The following is a 15,049-nucleotide window of genomic DNA, read 5'->3' on the forward strand; positions in this document are numbered from 1 at the left end:
CACAAGGCGCTCCGTGACGCTGTCCGATCTGCCCCTGCACAGCTCCGCCCTGGTGGAATCGGTGCAGGAACTACACGCCAACGATGCCATCGCCCGCCGGCTCAAGGAGCTGGGCTTCGTCAAGGGTGAAGATGTGCGTCTGGTCGCCCGTGGTCCGGTGGGCGGTGAGCCGCTGCTGGTACAGGTCGGGTTTACCCGCTTTGCCCTGCGCCGCAGCGAGGCCCGGCGTGTCCATGTGACCGCGTTGCCCGTCGGGGTGCCGGCATGAACGCGGCGACCGCACCCCTGCGCGTGGCGCTGGTCGGCAACCCCAACAGCGGCAAGACCGCGCTGTTCAACCAGCTCACCGGCAGCCGCCAGAAGGTGGCCAACTACACCGGCGTGACCGTCGAGCGCAAGGAAGGCCGCCTGCGTGCGCCATCCGGCCGTGAGTTCGCCGTGCTCGACCTGCCGGGCGCCTACAGCCTGCAGCCGGCCAGCCTGGACGAAGCGATCACCCGCGACCTGTGCCGGGGCTTCTACCCGGGCGAGGCCGCGCCGGATGTGCTGCTGTGCGTGATCGACGCCACCAACCTGCGCCTGCACCTGCGCTTCGCGCTGGAACTGCGCGAGCTGGGCAAGCCGATGATCGTGGCGCTGAACATGGTGGACGCGGCCGAGCGCCGGGGCATCAAGATCGACGTGCCGGCGCTGGAACAGACGCTCGGCGTGCCGGTGGTGGAAACCGTGGCGGTGCGCCGCAACGGTGCCCAGGCGCTGGTCGCGCGGCTGGACGCGATGGTGCCGCACCTGCAGGCGCCCGTGGCGGTGCCGGACGCGGCGGTGGATTACCACGCGCAGGTGCGCGGCATCCTGGCCGCGTCGGTCAGCATGCCCACCCGCACCGCGAAGATCGACGATGCGCTGGACCGCTGGCTCCTGCACCCGGTGTTCGGGCTGATCACTCTGGTGGTGGTGATGTTCCTGATCTTCCAGGCAGTGTTCGCCTGGGCCACGCCGCTGATGGACGGTATCGAAGCCGGCTTCGGCTGGCTGGGCGAGAACGTGGCCGCGGTGCTGCCCGAAGGCCCGCTGACCAGCCTGATCACCGACGGCATCATTGCCGGCGTCGGCGGGGTGGTGGTGTTCCTGCCGCAGATCCTGATCCTGTTCGCCTTCATCCTGGCCCTGGAAGAATCGGGCTATCTGCCGCGCGCGGCGTTCCTGCTGGATCGCATGATGGCCGCCGCGGGGCTGTCCGGACGCTCGTTCATCCCGCTGTTGTCCAGCTTCGCCTGCGCGGTGCCGGGCATCATGGCCACCCGCAGCATCCAGGACCCCCGCGACCGCCTGGCGACCATTCTCGTGGCGCCGCTGATGACCTGCTCGGCGCGGCTGCCGGTGTATGCGCTGCTGATCGGCGCGTTCATTCCGGCCAAAACCCTGTGGGGCTTTGTCAGCCAGCAGGGGCTGGTGCTGTTTGGCCTGTATATGGCCGGCATCCTCAGCGCGCTGGTGATGTCGTGGGTGATGAAGAAGTGGCGCCGCGACAAGAGCGAGCACCCGCTGATGCTGGAGCTGCCGTCCTACCGCATCCCGCACCCGCGCGACCTGGCCGTGGGCCTGTATGAGCGCGGCATGATCTTCCTCAAGCGCGTGGGCGGCATCATCCTGTCGCTGACCATCCTGCTGTGGGTGCTGCTGAAGTTCCCGGCGGCCCCGGCCAACGCGACCATGCCGGCCATCGACTACAGCTTTGCCGGCCAGATCGGTCATGCGATGACCACGATCTTCGCGCCACTGGGCTTCAACTGGCAGATCTGCATTGCCCTGATCCCGGGCATGGGCGCGCGTGAAGTGGCGGTGTCCTCGCTGGCCACGATCTATGCGCTGTCCGCCGCCGACGACGATGCGGCGATCCAGGCGCTGACCCCGGTGGTGGCCCATGGCTGGTCGCTGGCCACCGGCCTGTCGCTGCTGGTGTGGTTCATCTATGCGCCGATGTGCATTTCCACGCTGGCCACGATCAAGCGTGAAACCAACTCGTGGAAGCAGGTGGGCTTTGCCACCGTCTACCTGTTCGCGGCGGCCTATGTTGCCGCGCTGGTCACCTACCAGGTGACCGTGGCACTGGGCGGCGGCTGATGAGCACCGGCCTGCTGCTGCAGTACATCGTGGTGGTGCTGATCGTCATGGTCAGTGCCTGGGTGGTGCTGAAGAAGCAGTTCCCCGGCACCGTGCGCAAGGCGCGTGGGGCGATCGCGCTGGGGCTGGTGAAGCCGCAGCGCGCCGCCTGGCTTCAGGCACTGGGGCGGAAAATCGCGCCGCCGGCCAGCGGCGGCGGTGGCGCGTGTGGCGGCTGCGACAGCTGCGGCCCGAGCACCCCGAAACAGCACTGACGCAAGCCCCGTAGCGCCGGCCTCTGCCCGGCTGCTCTTCGGCCAATGCTGCGGTGATCTGACACAAGCCGGGCAGAGCCGGGCGCTACGGGGGTGCACTTCGGTCATTCGCGCGGCGATCTGGCACAAGCCGCGTAGCGCCGGGCTCTGCCCGGCTGCTCTTCGGCCAATGCTGCGGTGATCTGACACAAGCCGGGCAGAGCCCGGCGCTACGGGGGTGCACTTCGGTCATTCGCGCGGCGATCTGGCGCAAGCCGCGTAGAGCCGGGCTCTGCCCGGCTGCTCTTCGGCCGATGCTGCGGTGATCTGACGCAAGCCGGGCAGAGCCCGGCGCTACGGCGGGTCAGCGGGCCTGGCGGCCCAGCTGCTCGGCCTGCTGCAGCCAGGCCTCGCGCTGCGCCGCGGAGGCGCTGCGCACCGGCCCGAAGCCGCTTATCTTCACCGGCCGGATGCCGCAGAATTCAAGGATCGTCCGCCGGATCTGCTGGTGCCCCGGCATGCGGTAGACCCAGCGGTAGTACCAAGGCGGGGTGTCCAGGGTTGTGATCACCCGTGCGCTGCGTCCGGCCAGCAGGCGGTCCCACCACACCGAATCGGCGCGGTACCGGAAGGCAACGCCAGGCAGGAAGGCGCGGTCGAAGAAACCTCTGAGCAACGCCGGCATGCCGCCCCACCAGGTGGGATACACCAGGACCAGATGCTCGCAGCCGGCGATGGCGGCGTTGATCTGCTCCAGGCCCGGCTCCAGCGGCTGGATCTGGCGGTAGCCGTGGCGCAGGATCGGGTCGAAATCGATCTCGCCCAGCGCGAACAGCTGCACCGGGTGGCCGGCGGCGAGCGCGGCGTGTTGGTACCGCTCGGCCAGCGCACCGCACAGGCTGTCGCGGTCGGGGTGGCCAAGCAGGATGACGATGGATCGGGACATGCGGGCGCTCGTTGCCGGGCGGTGCAGGCTACGGTCTGCCCCATGGGGCAGAGTCAAGCGGCCACGCACGCGCCTTGGGCGAGGCAGGCATCGAGCGGGCCGCTGTGGCCCTCGGCGGCCAGAACGGCCACCTCGGCACGCAGGTCGGTCAAGGCGCTGTCCAGCTGCCGCAGCCGCGCAAGGTCGGCGCGCACCGCGCGCTGGCGTGACGCCAGCAAGGCCTGCACCCGGTCCCAGTCGATGCTTCCGTCGGGCCGTCGCAACGCAGCCACATCGGCCAGTCGGAAGCCCAGTACCAGCGCCTGACGGATCAACAGCACCAGGTTGAGGTCCTGTTCGCTGTAGTCGCGGTACCGGTTGATGCGCGGCACCGTGGCCAGCAGGCCACGCGCCTCGTACAGGCGGATCGCTTTCTGGCTGGCGCCGCTGCGCCGGGCCACCTCGGAAATGCGCATGTCAGTCGCGCACCGTGTCGCCGGTGACAAGAACACGTTGCTGCGAAAGCTGCATGGGCAAGGCCTGGAAAAAGCAGGTGCACAGGGTAGCAAGCGGGAGCGGGCGGGGCGGCGCGACAACGGTCTGGTGCCGTTGCATCGCGCCGGCCGGGATGTGCGCGGCATTTCCCCTTGTGCAGGCCTGCGCGCATCGCTAGCCTGCGGGCATGACCACTCCCCCTCTTCGTTTGCTCATCCACGGCGCGTCCGGACGCATGGGCCAGGCCCTGCTGCGGCTCGCCGCCGAGAATCCTTCCCTGCAGATCGTTGCCGCGGTGACCCGCCGGTCGCCGGCGCAACGCGTGGTGGACGGTGTGCCGCATTTCGCCAGCAGTGAACTGGCCGGTGCGCCCACGTTCGACGTGGCGATCGACTTCAGCCTGCCCGAAGGCTTCGATCCGGTCCTGGCACTGTGCGTCGAGCGGGGTGCCGGGCTGGTGTCGGGCACCACCGGCATCAGCGAGGCGCAACGCCAGGCGCTGATCCAGGCGGCCGCCGGCATCCCGCTGGTATGGGCGTCGAACTTCAGCCTGGGCGTGGCGGTACTGGACGAGCTGGTCGAGCGCGCCGCGGCGGCGCTGGCCGGCTGGAACTGCGACATCGTCGAGTCGCACCACGTGCACAAGCAGGACGCGCCCTCCGGGACCGCGCTGACGCTCGGTGCCGCAGCGCAGAAGGGTGGGGCAGACCCGCACTACGCCAGCCTGCGCGCCGGGGACATCGTGGGCGAGCACCTGGTCCAGTTCACCGGGCTGGGCGAGCGCATCGAGTTGACCCACCGCGCCACCAACCGGGACATCTTCGCCCGCGGCGCGCTGTTTGCCGCCACCCAGCTGGCCGGCCGCGCGCCCGGCAGCTACCGGGTCCGCGACCTGCTGGCCGGTGCCACGCCCGCTGCTGCTGGCTGAACGCGCTGGCTGAACAGGCCGGCCAGCCCACCCGGGCCGACCGGCCCAGCGGGGCCGGGAGCGGCGCGCTGGCTGAACCCCGGGCGCGGTGATTGCGCCCGTACGTCAGCGCATGCATGTAAACGCTGGCGTCGCAGCCCCCTTGCCTTTACAATTCCCGCTCGCTGAATCACGACAGCCGGACCGGTCCCGCACCGCAGTCCGCGCTTTTTTGCAGCCGCTTTTTCGTGGAGCGCAGGCGTGACTTCGGTGCCCCCATCGGTAGCCAAAGTGAGATCTCCGTGACCCAAGCCGCAATCCTCGTCCTCGAAGACGGCACCGTATTCGAGGGCGAATCCGTAGGCGCGCCCGGCCTGTCCGTCGGCGAGGTGGTGTTCAACACCGCCATGACCGGTTATCAGGAAGTGCTGACTGATCCTTCCTACGCCCGGCAGATGGTCACGCTGACCTACCCGCATATCGGCAACACCGGCATGACCGACCAGGACGACGAAGCCCACAAGGTGTGGTCGGCGGGTCTGATCGTGCGCGACGTGCCGCGCCGTCCCAGCAACTGGCGCAGCCAGGTGTCGCTGCAGGACTGGCTGCTGCAGCGCGGCGTGGTGGCCATTTCCGGCATCGACACCCGCAAGCTGACCCGCATCCTGCGCGAGCGCGGCGCCCAGAACGGTGCGCTGATGGCCGGTGACGGCATCAATGTGGACACGGCCCTGGAAGCGGCACGCAAGTTCCCCGGCCTGAAGGGCATGGATCTGGCCAAGGTGGTGAGCACCGACAAGGCCTACCCGTGGACCGAAGGCCAGCTGAACCTGGACAACAACGAGTTCGTCAGCGCCGCACCCAGGTTCAAGGTGGTGGCCTACGACTTCGGCGCAAAGCTCAACATCCTGCGCATGCTGGCCGAGCGTGGCTGCGACATCACCGTGGTGCCGGCGCAGACCCCGGCCGCCGACGTGCTGGCGATGAACCCGGACGGCGTGTTCCTGTCCAACGGCCCCGGCGACCCGGAACCGTGCGACTACGCGATCGAGGCGATCAAGGTGTTCCTGGACAAGAAGCTGCCGGTGTTCGGCATCTGCCTGGGCCACCAGCTGCTGGCGCTGGCCTCCGGTGCCAAGACGGTCAAGATGGGCCATGGCCACCACGGCGCGAACCACCCGGTGCAGGACCTCGACGATGGCCGGGTGATGATCACCTCGCAGAACCATGGCTTCGCGGTGGATGAAGCCACGCTGCCGGCCACCCTGCGCGTGACCCACCGCTCGCTGTTCGATGGCACCAACCAGGGCATCGCACGCACCGACGTGCCGGCGTTCTCGTTCCAGGGCCATCCGGAAGCCTCGCCGGGTCCGCACGACGTGGCGCCGCTGTTCGACCGTTTCGTGACCCTGATGGCGCAGGCCAAGGCCTGATCCGCCGCCGCCGGCGCCCCCGGCGGCATCGCGACGGAACGCGAGTCCCTGCAATGCCGCAGCCCTTGGCGCGGCGCTGCACCCCCGGAAGTTTCCTGATCGACAGCGTGCGATCACCCCGACACGCTGTACTGACTTAGAGAAGACAATGCCCAAGCGCACTGACCTTAAAACCATCCTCATCATCGGTGCTGGCCCGATCGTCATCGGCCAGGCCTGTGAGTTCGACTACTCCGGCGCGCAGGCCTGCAAGGCGCTGCGTGACGAGGGGTATCGCGTGGTGCTGGTCAACAGCAATCCGGCCACGATCATGACCGACCCGGAGATGGCCGACGCCGTCTACATCGAGCCGATCAACTGGCAGACGGTCGAGAAGATCATCGCCAAGGAAAAGCCCGACGCCCTGCTGCCGACCATGGGCGGTCAGACCGCGCTGAACTGCGCGCTGGACCTGGCCGACAACGGCGTGCTCGAGAAGTACAACGTTGAACTGATCGGCGCCAAGCGCGACGCGATCCGCATGGCCGAAGACCGCGAGCTGTTCCGCGTGGCCATGGGCGAGATCGGCCTGGAGTGCCCGTCCGCCGCGGTGGCGCACACGCTGGAAGAAGCGATCGACATCCAGACCCGCGTCGGCTACCCGACCATCATCCGTCCCAGCTTCACCCTGGGCGGCAGCGGCGGCGGCATCGCCTACAACCGCGAAGAGCTGGTCGATATCGTGACCCGCGGCCTGGAACTGTCGCCGACCACCGAAGTGCTGGTGGAAGAGTCGGTGCTGGGCTGGAAGGAATTCGAGATGGAGGTGGTGCGCGACACCGCCGACAACTGCATCATCGTCTGCTCGATCGAGAACCTGGACCCGATGGGCGTGCACACCGGTGACTCGATCACCGTGGCCCCGGCCCAGACCCTGACCGACAAGGAATACCAGCGCCTGCGCGATGCCTCCATCGCCGTGCTGCGCAAGATCGGCGTGGACACCGGCGGCTCGAACGTGCAGTTCGGCATCAGCCCGACCACCGGCCGCGTGGTGGTGATCGAGATGAACCCGCGCGTGTCGCGTTCGTCTGCGCTGGCCTCCAAGGCCACCGGCTTCCCGATCGCCAAGGTCGCGGCCAAGCTGGCGGTGGGTTACACCCTGGACGAATTGAAGAACGAGATCACCGGCGGCCTGACCCCGGCGTCGTTCGAGCCGTCGATCGACTACGTTGTCACCAAGATTCCGCGCTTCGCCTTCGAGAAGTTCCCGGCCGCCGATGCGCGCCTGACCACCCAGATGAAGTCGGTGGGCGAGGTGATGGCGATGGGCCGCACCTTCCAGGAATCGCTGCAGAAGGCCCTGCGTGGCCTGGAAACCGGCAAGATCGGGCTGGACCCGACCGGCCTGGACCTGGCCAACGAAGACGACATCACCACTCTCAAGCGCGAGCTCAAGGCCCCGGGCCCGGAGCGTCTGTTCTTCGTGGGTGACGCGTTCCGTGCCGGCTTCAGCGTGGAAGACGTGTTCGCGCTGTCGCACATCGACCCGTGGTTCCTGGACCAGATCGAAGAGATCATCCAGGCCGAAGCACAGGTCGCGGCCGATGGCATCGACGCACTGGACGGCGCACGCCTGCGCAAGCTCAAGCGCGCCGGTTTCTCCGACGCCCGCCTGGCCGAATTGACCGGCACCAATGAAGCGGCCGTGCGCGCGCTGCGCCGTGCGCACAAGGTGCGCCCGGTGTACAAGCGCGTGGACTCCTGCGCCGCCGAGTTCGGCACCAGCACCGCGTACCTGTACTCGACCTACGAGGACGAGTGCGAGGCCGCGCCGAGCAACCGCGACAAGATCATGATCCTGGGCGGCGGTCCGAACCGCATCGGCCAGGGCATCGAGTTCGACTACTGCTGCGTGCACGCGGCCCTGGCGCTGCGCGAGGATGGTTATGAAACCATCATGGTCAACTGCAACCCGGAAACCGTCTCCACCGATTACGACACCTCCGACCGCCTGTACTTCGAGCCGCTGACGCTGGAAGACGTGCTGGAGATCGTCGAGCTCGAACAGCCGAAGGGCGTGATCGTGCAGTACGGCGGCCAGACCCCGCTGAAGCTGGCGCGCGCGCTGGAAGCCAACGGCGTGCCGGTGATCGGCACCTCGCCGGACTCCATCGACCTGGCCGAAGACCGCGAGCGCTTCCAGCAGCTGGTGGAGAAGCTGGGCCTGAAGCAGCCGCCGAACCGCATCGCCCGCAACGACCAGGAAGCCCTGCTGCTGGCGCGCGAGATCGGCTACCCGCTGGTGGTGCGCCCGAGCTACGTGCTGGGCGGCCGCGCGATGGAAATCGTGTACGGCGAATCCGACCTGGCCCGCTACGTGCGTGACGCGGTGAAGGTGTCCAACGATTCGCCGGTGCTGCTGGACCGCTTCCTGGACAACGCGGTGGAAGTGGACGTGGACATCATTGCCGACAAGGACGGCAACGTGCTGATCGGCGGCGTGATGGAGCACATCGAAGAAGCTGGCGTGCATTCGGGCGATTCGTCCTGCTCGCTGCCGCCGTACTCGCTGTCGGCTGACACCCAGGCCGAGCTGCGTCGCCAGGTGGTGGAGCTGGCCAAGGCCCTGAACGTGGTCGGCCTGATGAACACCCAGTTCGCGATCCAGGCCGGCGAAAACGGCGAGGACATCGTGTACCTGCTGGAAGTGAACCCGCGTGCCTCGCGCACCGTGCCGTTCGTGTCCAAGGCCACCGGCATGGCGCTGGCCAAGATCGCCGCGCGCTGCATGGCCGGTAAGACCCTGGCCGAGCAGGGCGCCACCAAGGAAATCGTGCCGGACTACTACTCGGTCAAGGAAGCGATCTTCCCGTTCGCCAAGTTCCAGGGCGTCGACCCGATCCTCGGGCCGGAGATGCGCTCCACCGGTGAGGTGATGGGCGTGGGCCGCAGCTTCAGCGCCGCCTTCGCACGTGCGCAGGAGGCCGGTGGCATCAAGGCCCCGCCGCTGGGCAAGGCGTTCGTGTCGGTGCGTGACCCGGACAAGCAGCGCGTGCTGCCGGTGGCCAAGCTGCTGCTGGAGCGTGGTTACACGCTGGTGGCCACGCGCGGCACCGGTGCGTGGCTGCAGCAGCACGGCATGGACTGCGAGATCGTCAACAAGGTGGTCGAGGGCCGTCCGCACATCGTCGACTCGATCAAGAATGGCGAGATCGTGTATATCGTCAACACGACCGAAGGGCGTGCGGCGATCAACGACTCGTTCTCGATCCGTCGCGAGGCGCTGCAGCACCGCGTCACCTATTCGACCACCATTGCCGGCGCCAAGGCGCTGGTGCAATCACTGGAATTCCGCGGGACCGGCCCGGTCTGGTCGCTGCAGGAACTGCACAAGGAGTTGAACGCATGAGAGCACCGATCACGTTGAAGGGCGCGCAGCGTCTGCGCGAAGAGCTGGACCATCTGAAGTCGGTCAAGCGCCCCAAGGTCATCGCGGCGATCGCCGAAGCGCGCGAACACGGCGATCTCAAGGAGAACGCCGAGTACCACGCCGCGCGTGAGGAGCAGGGCTTCATCGAAGGCCGCATCAAGCAGCTGGAAGGCGAGCTCTCGCACGCCGAGATCATCGACATCACCAAGCTCAACGCCGGCAGCAAAGTGGTGTTTGGTGCCACCGTCGAGCTGTCGGACGTGGAAAGCGACGAGGAAAAGCGCTACCAGATCGTGGGTGACCTGGAAGCGGACATCAAGCTTGGCCTGATCGCCATCTCCTCGCCGCTGGCGCGTGCGTTGATCGGCAAGCTGGAAGGCGATGCGGTCACCATCGACGCACCGGCCGGCCAGCGCGAGTACGAAATCGTCAGCGTCCAGTACCTGGACTGAAACGATGGCCACCGCGACGCTGCTGCTGCCGGCCCGCAGCCGTTTTCCCGCCGCGCCCTTGCCCGATGACGTGGCAAAGGCGCTGGGGCGGGCCGAGCGCAGCAGTGTCCAGGCCGGCGAGCGTGCCCAGCTGCAGCGGCATTTCCAGCTGCAGCCGGCGCACTGGCCGGTGGCCGCGCTGACCCGCCAGCTGGACGTGGGCGATGCCGCCGATGCGATCTGGCTGCGTGCCGACCCGGCCAACGTGGTCCCGGACATGCAGGGCGCGCGGATGATGGGCCACGGCGACACGCTGCGGCCCGATGCACACGACGCGGCGCAGCTGCTGCCCGCCCTGCAGCCGCTGTTTGCCGGGTTCGGCTTCACCCTCGATGCACCGGTGCCCTCGCGCTGGTACCTGCGCCTGCCGCCGGGCACCCACCTTCCCGAGTTCGACACGCCCGACGATGTCCTCGGCGATGACCTGTTCGCCCACCTGCCCGAAGGCGACGCCGGGCGCCGTTGGCGCGCGCTGCTGACCGAGGCGCAGGTGGTGCTGCACACCCATGACTGGAACCAGCAGCGGGTCGCAGATGGCAAGCGGCCGATCAACTCCCTGTGGTTCTGGGGCGGCGGCGCGCTGCCGCAGGCGGTACAGACCCCGCATGCCCAGGTACGCAGCCGTGAGTCGCTGCTGCAGGCGTTGGCCCGCGCGGCCGGCGTGCATGCCGATGGCGAACAGCAGGTGGACGCGCTGGTCGACCTGCGCCAGCTGCGTTCGCTGGAGCAGTTGGGCAACGATGCGATCCGCCCGCTGCTGTCGGCGTTGCAGCGTGGCGAACTGCGTCGGCTGGTGCTGGATTTCGAGGACGGCGTGCGCTTTGAGATCGACAAGGGCCAGCGCTGGCGCTTCTGGAAGAAGCCGGTCCAGCTTCACGACGCCTGAGTGCAGCGCCGACCGAGGGTCGGCGTTCCTGCCTCTGGCCAGGGCCAGGGCTCAGCGCAATTCTGTCTCGAACGTGGCCAGGTGCCAGAAGCCGCCCGGCATGGCCCGGCACAGCCCGGTCACGTATTCGCGGCTCACCACGAACTGCGTGCCATCCCACACCCAATAGCGCCCGAACCCGCAGCGGCCCAGGGTCCGCTCGTCCCTCTCTTCGTAGAGCACCGCGTCCGGAGGCCGCAGGAACACGTGCGCGGTGGTGACCAGCGCCGGCTCGAACGGCGGTTGCGCGCGGATCACCCAGCTCGGCCCGCTCGCGTAGTAGCCCGGCCCGAGGCAGGTCATGGACGCCAGCAGGTGCTCCGGGTCCAGCCGGTGCACGTCCAGTGATGTCGATTCCACCCGATCCTCCTGCCATGCGCACACCGTCTGCATGTCACGGCCGGCCAACAGCGCGTCCATCAGGTCCTTGCGTTCGGCAAGCGCCGCATCGTTCGGCCGTGTTTCCGCCAGCGGTGGCGGATTCTTCAGCACCGGCTTGGGCAAGGCCGGCGGTACGCTCGACTCTGGCCGGGTGCCGCGCTGGATCAGCGCGCCGGGGGTGTCGAGCCGGTCCTGCGCCGCGTCCATCTTCAGCAGCAGGGCCTTGGCGCCGCGGTTGGAAATGGGCCAGGCGCTGCCGGCCGCATCCACGATCGCGATGGGCGCATCGCGCCGCAGCGCCACCAGCAGCGCGTCTACCTGTGCTTGGCTGAGTGTGGCCGGTGCCTCGGGCTGCGTGGGAACCACCGCACCCAGCGCACGGCCGTCCACGCGCAGCTGCAGCGCGCCGGTGGGCCTGGGCGCCGGCGTCTTCTCTCCGGCATCCCCGTATTGCGCGCCGTCCACGTAGCCCAACATCGCGGTGACGGGGGTATCCGGCCCGCCGGCACGTTCGAACAGCAGGCTGAAGGCCAGCGGTGCGTCGGCGCTGAATCCGGCGGCGCGGCAGGTCCGGGTGTTGTCACAGGCCAGCAGCCAATCGTGCTCGAAGAACGAGGTACCCAGTGAAGACGCCGTCGCGGCGGTGACCGGTGCCAGCGAGAGGGCCATGGCCAGGCGCCACGGCAATGCAGAGAAAGGCATGAAACAACCGGGTGGAAGCGGGCAGGGAGTATCCAGCATCGGCGCATGCACGGGAACGCACGTGTCGACCGATGTACCCGCAGAGCAGCTACCGGAGCCAGCCGGTATCATGGCGGCACTCTCTGCAACCCGGCGATGCCGATGTCTTCCACCGCCGCCGCTGCGCCGCTCTCCGCTTCCCCTGCCACCACGCACACCGTCACCCTGCAGCGCCGCCACGCAGCGCCGGTGGCCGGTTGGCCCGACGACATGCTGCCGCTGCTGCAGCGTCTGTATGCCGCACGCGGTGTCACCGATGCGGCGCAGGCGCAGCCAAAGCTGGCGCAGCTGCACGCGCCGGAGCTGATGGGTAGCATGCAGGCCGCAGTAAACCTGCTGGCCGAGGCGATTGCCAGCAACGCCCGCATCCTGGTGGTGGGTGATTTCGACTGCGACGGCGCCACGGCCTGCGCGGTGGGCGTGCGCGGGCTGCGCATGCTCGGTGCGCGCGACGTGGTGCACGCGGTGCCCAACCGCATCTTGCACGGCTACGGATTGTCGCCGTCGCTGGTGGCTGACCTGGCGCACCTGCAGCCGGGCCTGCTGGTCACCGTCGACCACGGCATTGCCTGCCATGCCGGCGTGACGGCGGCCAAGGCGCTGGGCTGGAAAGTGCTGGTCACCGACCACCATCTGCCGGGCGAACGGCTGCCGCCGGCCGATGCGCTGGTGGACCCGAACATCAGCGGCGATGCCTTCCCCAGCAAGGCGCTGGCCGGCGTGGGCGTGATCTTCTACGTATTGATGGCGCTGCGTCGCCACCTGCGCGAACAGGGGGCGTTTGCCGCGACCCGCGAGCCGGACCTGCTGACCCTGCTGGACCTGGTCGCGGTGGGCACCGTGGCCGACCTGGTGGCGCTCGACGCCAACAACCGGGCACTGGTTGCTGCCGGGCTGCGCCGCTTGCGTGCCGGTCAGGGCTGCGTGGGCCTGCAGGCCCTGATCGAGGCCAGCGGCCGTGATCCGGCACGGCTGAGCGCCACCGACATCGGATTCGCGCTGGGCCCACGTTTGAATGCCGCCGGGCGCCTGGAAGACATGGCGCTGGGCATCGAACTGCTGCTCACCGAAGACCGCGGCCAGGCCCGCGAGATCGCCCAGACCCTGGAACAGATCAACGCCGAGCGTCGCGCGGTGCAGCAGCTGATGACCGACGACGCCGAACTGGCGGTGTCGCGCGCGATGCTCACGGCCGAGGGCGAACGCCCGATCGCTGCATGTCTGTTCGATGCCGAGTGGCATCCCGGCGTGGTCGGCCTGGTGGCATCGAAGATGAAGGACCGCCTGCACCGCCCGGTGATTGCGTTTGCCCCGTCCGAACCGGGCAGCGATTCACTGCGCGGCTCGGCACGCTCGATCCCCGGCTTCCACATCCGTGACGCGCTGGCGCTGGTCAATGCCGCGCACCCGGGCCTGATCGACAAGTTCGGTGGCCACGCGATGGCGGCGGGGTTGAGCCTGCCGCATGCGCGCTTGGATGATTTCCACAAGGCATTCGTAGCCGTGGTCGAGTCGAGCATGGACCCGGCGTCGTTGCAGCAGCTGCTGCTGAGCGATGGCGAGCTGGCGGCGGGGGAACTCGATTTCCGCCATGCCGAAGCGCTGCGACTGGCCGGCCCGTGGGGGCAGGGCTTCCCCGAGCCGCTGTTTGACGGCCATTTCCAGGTGGCGCGCTGGCAGGTGCTGAAGGAAAAGCACCTGAAACTCAGCCTGCGCGTGCCCGGCCGTGCCGAACCGATCAATGCGATCCACTTCAGTGGCTGGAAAGGCACCGCCCCGGCCAACCACGTGCATATCGCCTACCGCCTGGTCAGCGATGACTATCGCGGAGGCGGCGCGATCCAGCTCATCATCGAGCACTGCGCCGACGCGTGAGTGCTGCGCGCGGGCGCGCAGCACCGGTGCCGCTGTTTACTCCTGCACCTTGGTCACCAGCGTGGGCATTTCCCAGGCGCCGCCGGCCGAGACCAGCCGGCACAGCCCGGTGCTGGAGACTTCGGTCTTCACGAACTGGGTGCCGGTCCAGCCCCAGGTGGTGCTGTAGAAGCAGTCGCCCAGGCCGCGGCCCTTGTGCGATTCGCCGATGGTGCGCACGTCATCGCCCGCGCCCGAGGTGGTCACCAGCCGCGGCTGGTAAGGGGCGCGGTCGTTGACCACCCAGTAGCCGTCACCGGTGTTGTAGGCCGCGCGCCAGCAGGCCTGCGAGACCAGCAGCTTGTCCGCGCTCAGCCGCTGCACGGTGATCTCCTGCGGGCCTTCATTGGAGATCATGCTGTCGCCCGGGTGCAGGGCCTCGCAGTCGTCGGCCGAGGTCGATGCGGCCAGCGCAGCGCGCAGTGCCTTCGATTCGCCCAGTGCTTCATCGGCGGGGCGGGTCGGCACCACCTTGGCCAGCTTCACCACCGGCATCGGCACGGCCGGCAGCACCGTGCTTTCCGCCTTGGTGCCCTTGCGGACCAGCGCGCCCGGCGTGCCCAGCCGGCCCTGGAATTCGTCCATCTTCAACAGCACCGCCGAGGCGCCGCGATCGGACACCGTCCAGCGCTTGCCGTCGTTGCCGGTCAGCACGATCCGGCTGGTGCCGGTCAGGGTGGACAGCAAGGTCTTCACCTGCGCCGGCGAAAGCACGGCGGTGCCGTCCGCGGCCTTGTACGCCAGCGCGCCCAGCTTCGTGTCGTTGATCTGCAGTGACAACTGCCTGGGCAGTTTGGTTTCGTCGTACTGGCCGAGCATGACCTCGGCCTTGACCGGCTGGTCGGGCCCGGCCAGCCGGGTCAGCAGGATCGACACCGGCGCATTGCCGCCGTCTTCGTCGTTCTGGTAGCCGGCCGCGCGGCAGGTGCGGGTGTTGTCGCAGGCCAGCGTCCAGTCGTTGTGGGTGAAGCTCAGGCCGCTGACGGCGGCGGGCGCGGCGTGGGCCGGCAGCCACGGGGCCAGCATCAGCAGGGGGAGCAGGGCGGACAGGCGCATGCGGGACATCCT

Annotated in this window: 13 protein-coding genes; 9 read left to right on the top strand and 4 right to left on the bottom strand. The window is 68.6% G+C overall.

The window, feature by feature from the left end:
- Nucleotides 1-13: 13 nt before the first annotated feature.
- The 3 genes from GQ674_RS08110 to GQ674_RS08120 are packed head-to-tail and all read left to right on the top strand — an operon-like array spanning nt 14 to nt 2,378.
- The gene (locus GQ674_RS08110) at nt 14-268 is read left to right on the top strand and encodes a FeoA family protein (protein WP_128098063.1); all 255 of its coding nucleotides are present in this window, start codon (nt 14-16) and stop codon (nt 266-268) included.
- On the top strand, nt 265-2,124 hold the full coding sequence (feoB, locus tag GQ674_RS08115) for a ferrous iron transport protein B (protein ID WP_159496649.1): 1,860 nt from the start codon (nt 265-267) through the stop codon (nt 2,122-2,124). Before GQ674_RS08110 ends, feoB begins: the two co-directional genes overlap by 4 nt.
- On the top strand, nt 2,124-2,378 hold the full coding sequence (locus GQ674_RS08120; RefSeq protein ID WP_159496650.1) for a DUF6587 family protein: 255 nt from the start codon (nt 2,124-2,126) through the stop codon (nt 2,376-2,378). The genes feoB and GQ674_RS08120 overlap by 1 nt, the downstream gene beginning before the upstream one ends.
- A gap of 343 nt (nt 2,379-2,721) precedes the next feature.
- Here GQ674_RS08120 and GQ674_RS08125 read toward each other — a convergent pair whose 3' ends face one another.
- Nucleotides 2,722-3,303 carry an NAD(P)H-dependent oxidoreductase gene (locus GQ674_RS08125; RefSeq protein ID WP_159496651.1) on the bottom strand — a complete coding sequence of 194 codons (582 nt, stop codon included), beginning with the start codon at nt 3,301-3,303 and terminating at the stop codon, nt 2,722-2,724.
- 53 nt (nt 3,304-3,356) lie between these two features.
- Nucleotides 3,357-3,758 (bottom strand): MerR family transcriptional regulator, encoded by a 402-nt coding sequence (locus GQ674_RS08130; RefSeq protein WP_159496652.1) that lies wholly within the window; start codon nt 3,756-3,758, stop codon nt 3,357-3,359.
- Nucleotides 3,759-3,964: 206 nt separating this feature from the next.
- On the opposite strand from GQ674_RS08130, the gene dapB reads away from it, so the two are divergent.
- The 5 genes from dapB to GQ674_RS08155 all read left to right on the top strand — a co-directional run bounded on the left by dapB (nt 3,965) and on the right by GQ674_RS08155 (nt 10,906).
- Entirely contained in the window at nt 3,965-4,705 is a 741-nt protein-coding gene (dapB, locus tag GQ674_RS08135) for a 4-hydroxy-tetrahydrodipicolinate reductase (protein WP_159496653.1), read from the top strand.
- A 281-nt stretch (nt 4,706-4,986) separates the two neighbouring features.
- Nucleotides 4,987-6,117 (top strand): glutamine-hydrolyzing carbamoyl-phosphate synthase small subunit, encoded by a 1,131-nt coding sequence (carA, locus tag GQ674_RS08140; RefSeq protein WP_159496654.1) that lies wholly within the window; start codon nt 4,987-4,989, stop codon nt 6,115-6,117.
- Nucleotides 6,118-6,265: 148 nt separating this feature from the next.
- Nucleotides 6,266-9,508: a carbamoyl-phosphate synthase large subunit gene (gene carB, locus GQ674_RS08145; protein WP_159496655.1), complete on the top strand. Its 3,243-nt coding sequence runs from the start codon at nt 6,266-6,268 to the stop codon at nt 9,506-9,508.
- An 8-nt stretch (nt 9,509-9,516) separates the two neighbouring features.
- On the top strand, nt 9,517-9,981 hold the full coding sequence (gene greA, locus GQ674_RS08150; protein ID WP_026069738.1) for a transcription elongation factor GreA: 465 nt from the start codon (nt 9,517-9,519) through the stop codon (nt 9,979-9,981).
- Between the two features lie 4 nt (nt 9,982-9,985).
- Nucleotides 9,986-10,906: a phosphoglycerate mutase gene (locus tag GQ674_RS08155; RefSeq protein WP_159496656.1), complete on the top strand. Its 921-nt coding sequence runs from the start codon at nt 9,986-9,988 to the stop codon at nt 10,904-10,906.
- A 51-nt stretch (nt 10,907-10,957) separates the two neighbouring features.
- On the opposite strand, the gene GQ674_RS08160 is transcribed toward GQ674_RS08155, so the two are convergent.
- On the bottom strand, nt 10,958-12,028 hold the full coding sequence (locus GQ674_RS08160; protein ID WP_159496657.1) for a DUF1176 domain-containing protein: 1,071 nt from the start codon (nt 12,026-12,028) through the stop codon (nt 10,958-10,960).
- A gap of 135 nt (nt 12,029-12,163) precedes the next feature.
- Between GQ674_RS08160 and recJ the strand changes: the two genes are divergently transcribed.
- Complete coding sequence (gene recJ / locus GQ674_RS08165) at nt 12,164-13,942, top strand: single-stranded-DNA-specific exonuclease RecJ (protein ID WP_201290231.1); 1,779 nt, start codon at nt 12,164-12,166, stop codon at nt 13,940-13,942.
- Nucleotides 13,943-13,978: 36 nt separating this feature from the next.
- On the opposite strand, the gene GQ674_RS08170 is transcribed toward recJ, so the two are convergent.
- The gene (locus GQ674_RS08170; RefSeq protein WP_159496658.1) at nt 13,979-15,037 is read right to left on the bottom strand and encodes a DUF1176 domain-containing protein; all 1,059 of its coding nucleotides are present in this window, start codon (nt 15,035-15,037) and stop codon (nt 13,979-13,981) included.
- Between the last annotated feature and the right edge of the window lie 12 nt (nt 15,038-15,049).

This window comes from Stenotrophomonas sp. 364, from assembly GCF_009832905.1.
Taxonomy (GTDB): Bacteria; Pseudomonadota; Gammaproteobacteria; order Xanthomonadales; family Xanthomonadaceae; genus Stenotrophomonas; species Stenotrophomonas maltophilia_AP.

Bases quoted from the DNA above. Each gene is read 5' to 3' on its own strand.
- feoB (WP_159496649.1), top strand. From the start codon at position 265: ATGAACGCGGCGACCGCACCCCTGCGCGTGGCGCTGGTCGGCAACCCC.
- GQ674_RS08120 (WP_159496650.1), top strand. From the start codon at position 2,124: ATGAGCACCGGCCTGCTGCTGCAGTACATCGTGGTGGTGCTGATCGTC.
- GQ674_RS08125 (WP_159496651.1), bottom strand. From the start codon at position 3,303: ATGTCCCGATCCATCGTCATCCTGCTTGGCCACCCCGACCGCGACAGC.
- GQ674_RS08130 (WP_159496652.1), bottom strand. From the start codon at position 3,758: ATGCGCATTTCCGAGGTGGCCCGGCGCAGCGGCGCCAGCCAGAAAGCG.
- dapB (WP_159496653.1), top strand. From the start codon at position 3,965: ATGACCACTCCCCCTCTTCGTTTGCTCATCCACGGCGCGTCCGGACGC.
- carB (WP_159496655.1), top strand. From the start codon at position 6,266: ATGCCCAAGCGCACTGACCTTAAAACCATCCTCATCATCGGTGCTGGC.
- GQ674_RS08155 (WP_159496656.1), top strand. From the start codon at position 9,986: ATGGCCACCGCGACGCTGCTGCTGCCGGCCCGCAGCCGTTTTCCCGCC.
- GQ674_RS08160 (WP_159496657.1), bottom strand. From the start codon at position 12,028: ATGCCTTTCTCTGCATTGCCGTGGCGCCTGGCCATGGCCCTCTCGCTG.
- recJ (WP_201290231.1), top strand. From the start codon at position 12,164: ATGCCGATGTCTTCCACCGCCGCCGCTGCGCCGCTCTCCGCTTCCCCT.
- GQ674_RS08170 (WP_159496658.1), bottom strand. From the start codon at position 15,037: ATGCGCCTGTCCGCCCTGCTCCCCCTGCTGATGCTGGCCCCGTGGCTG.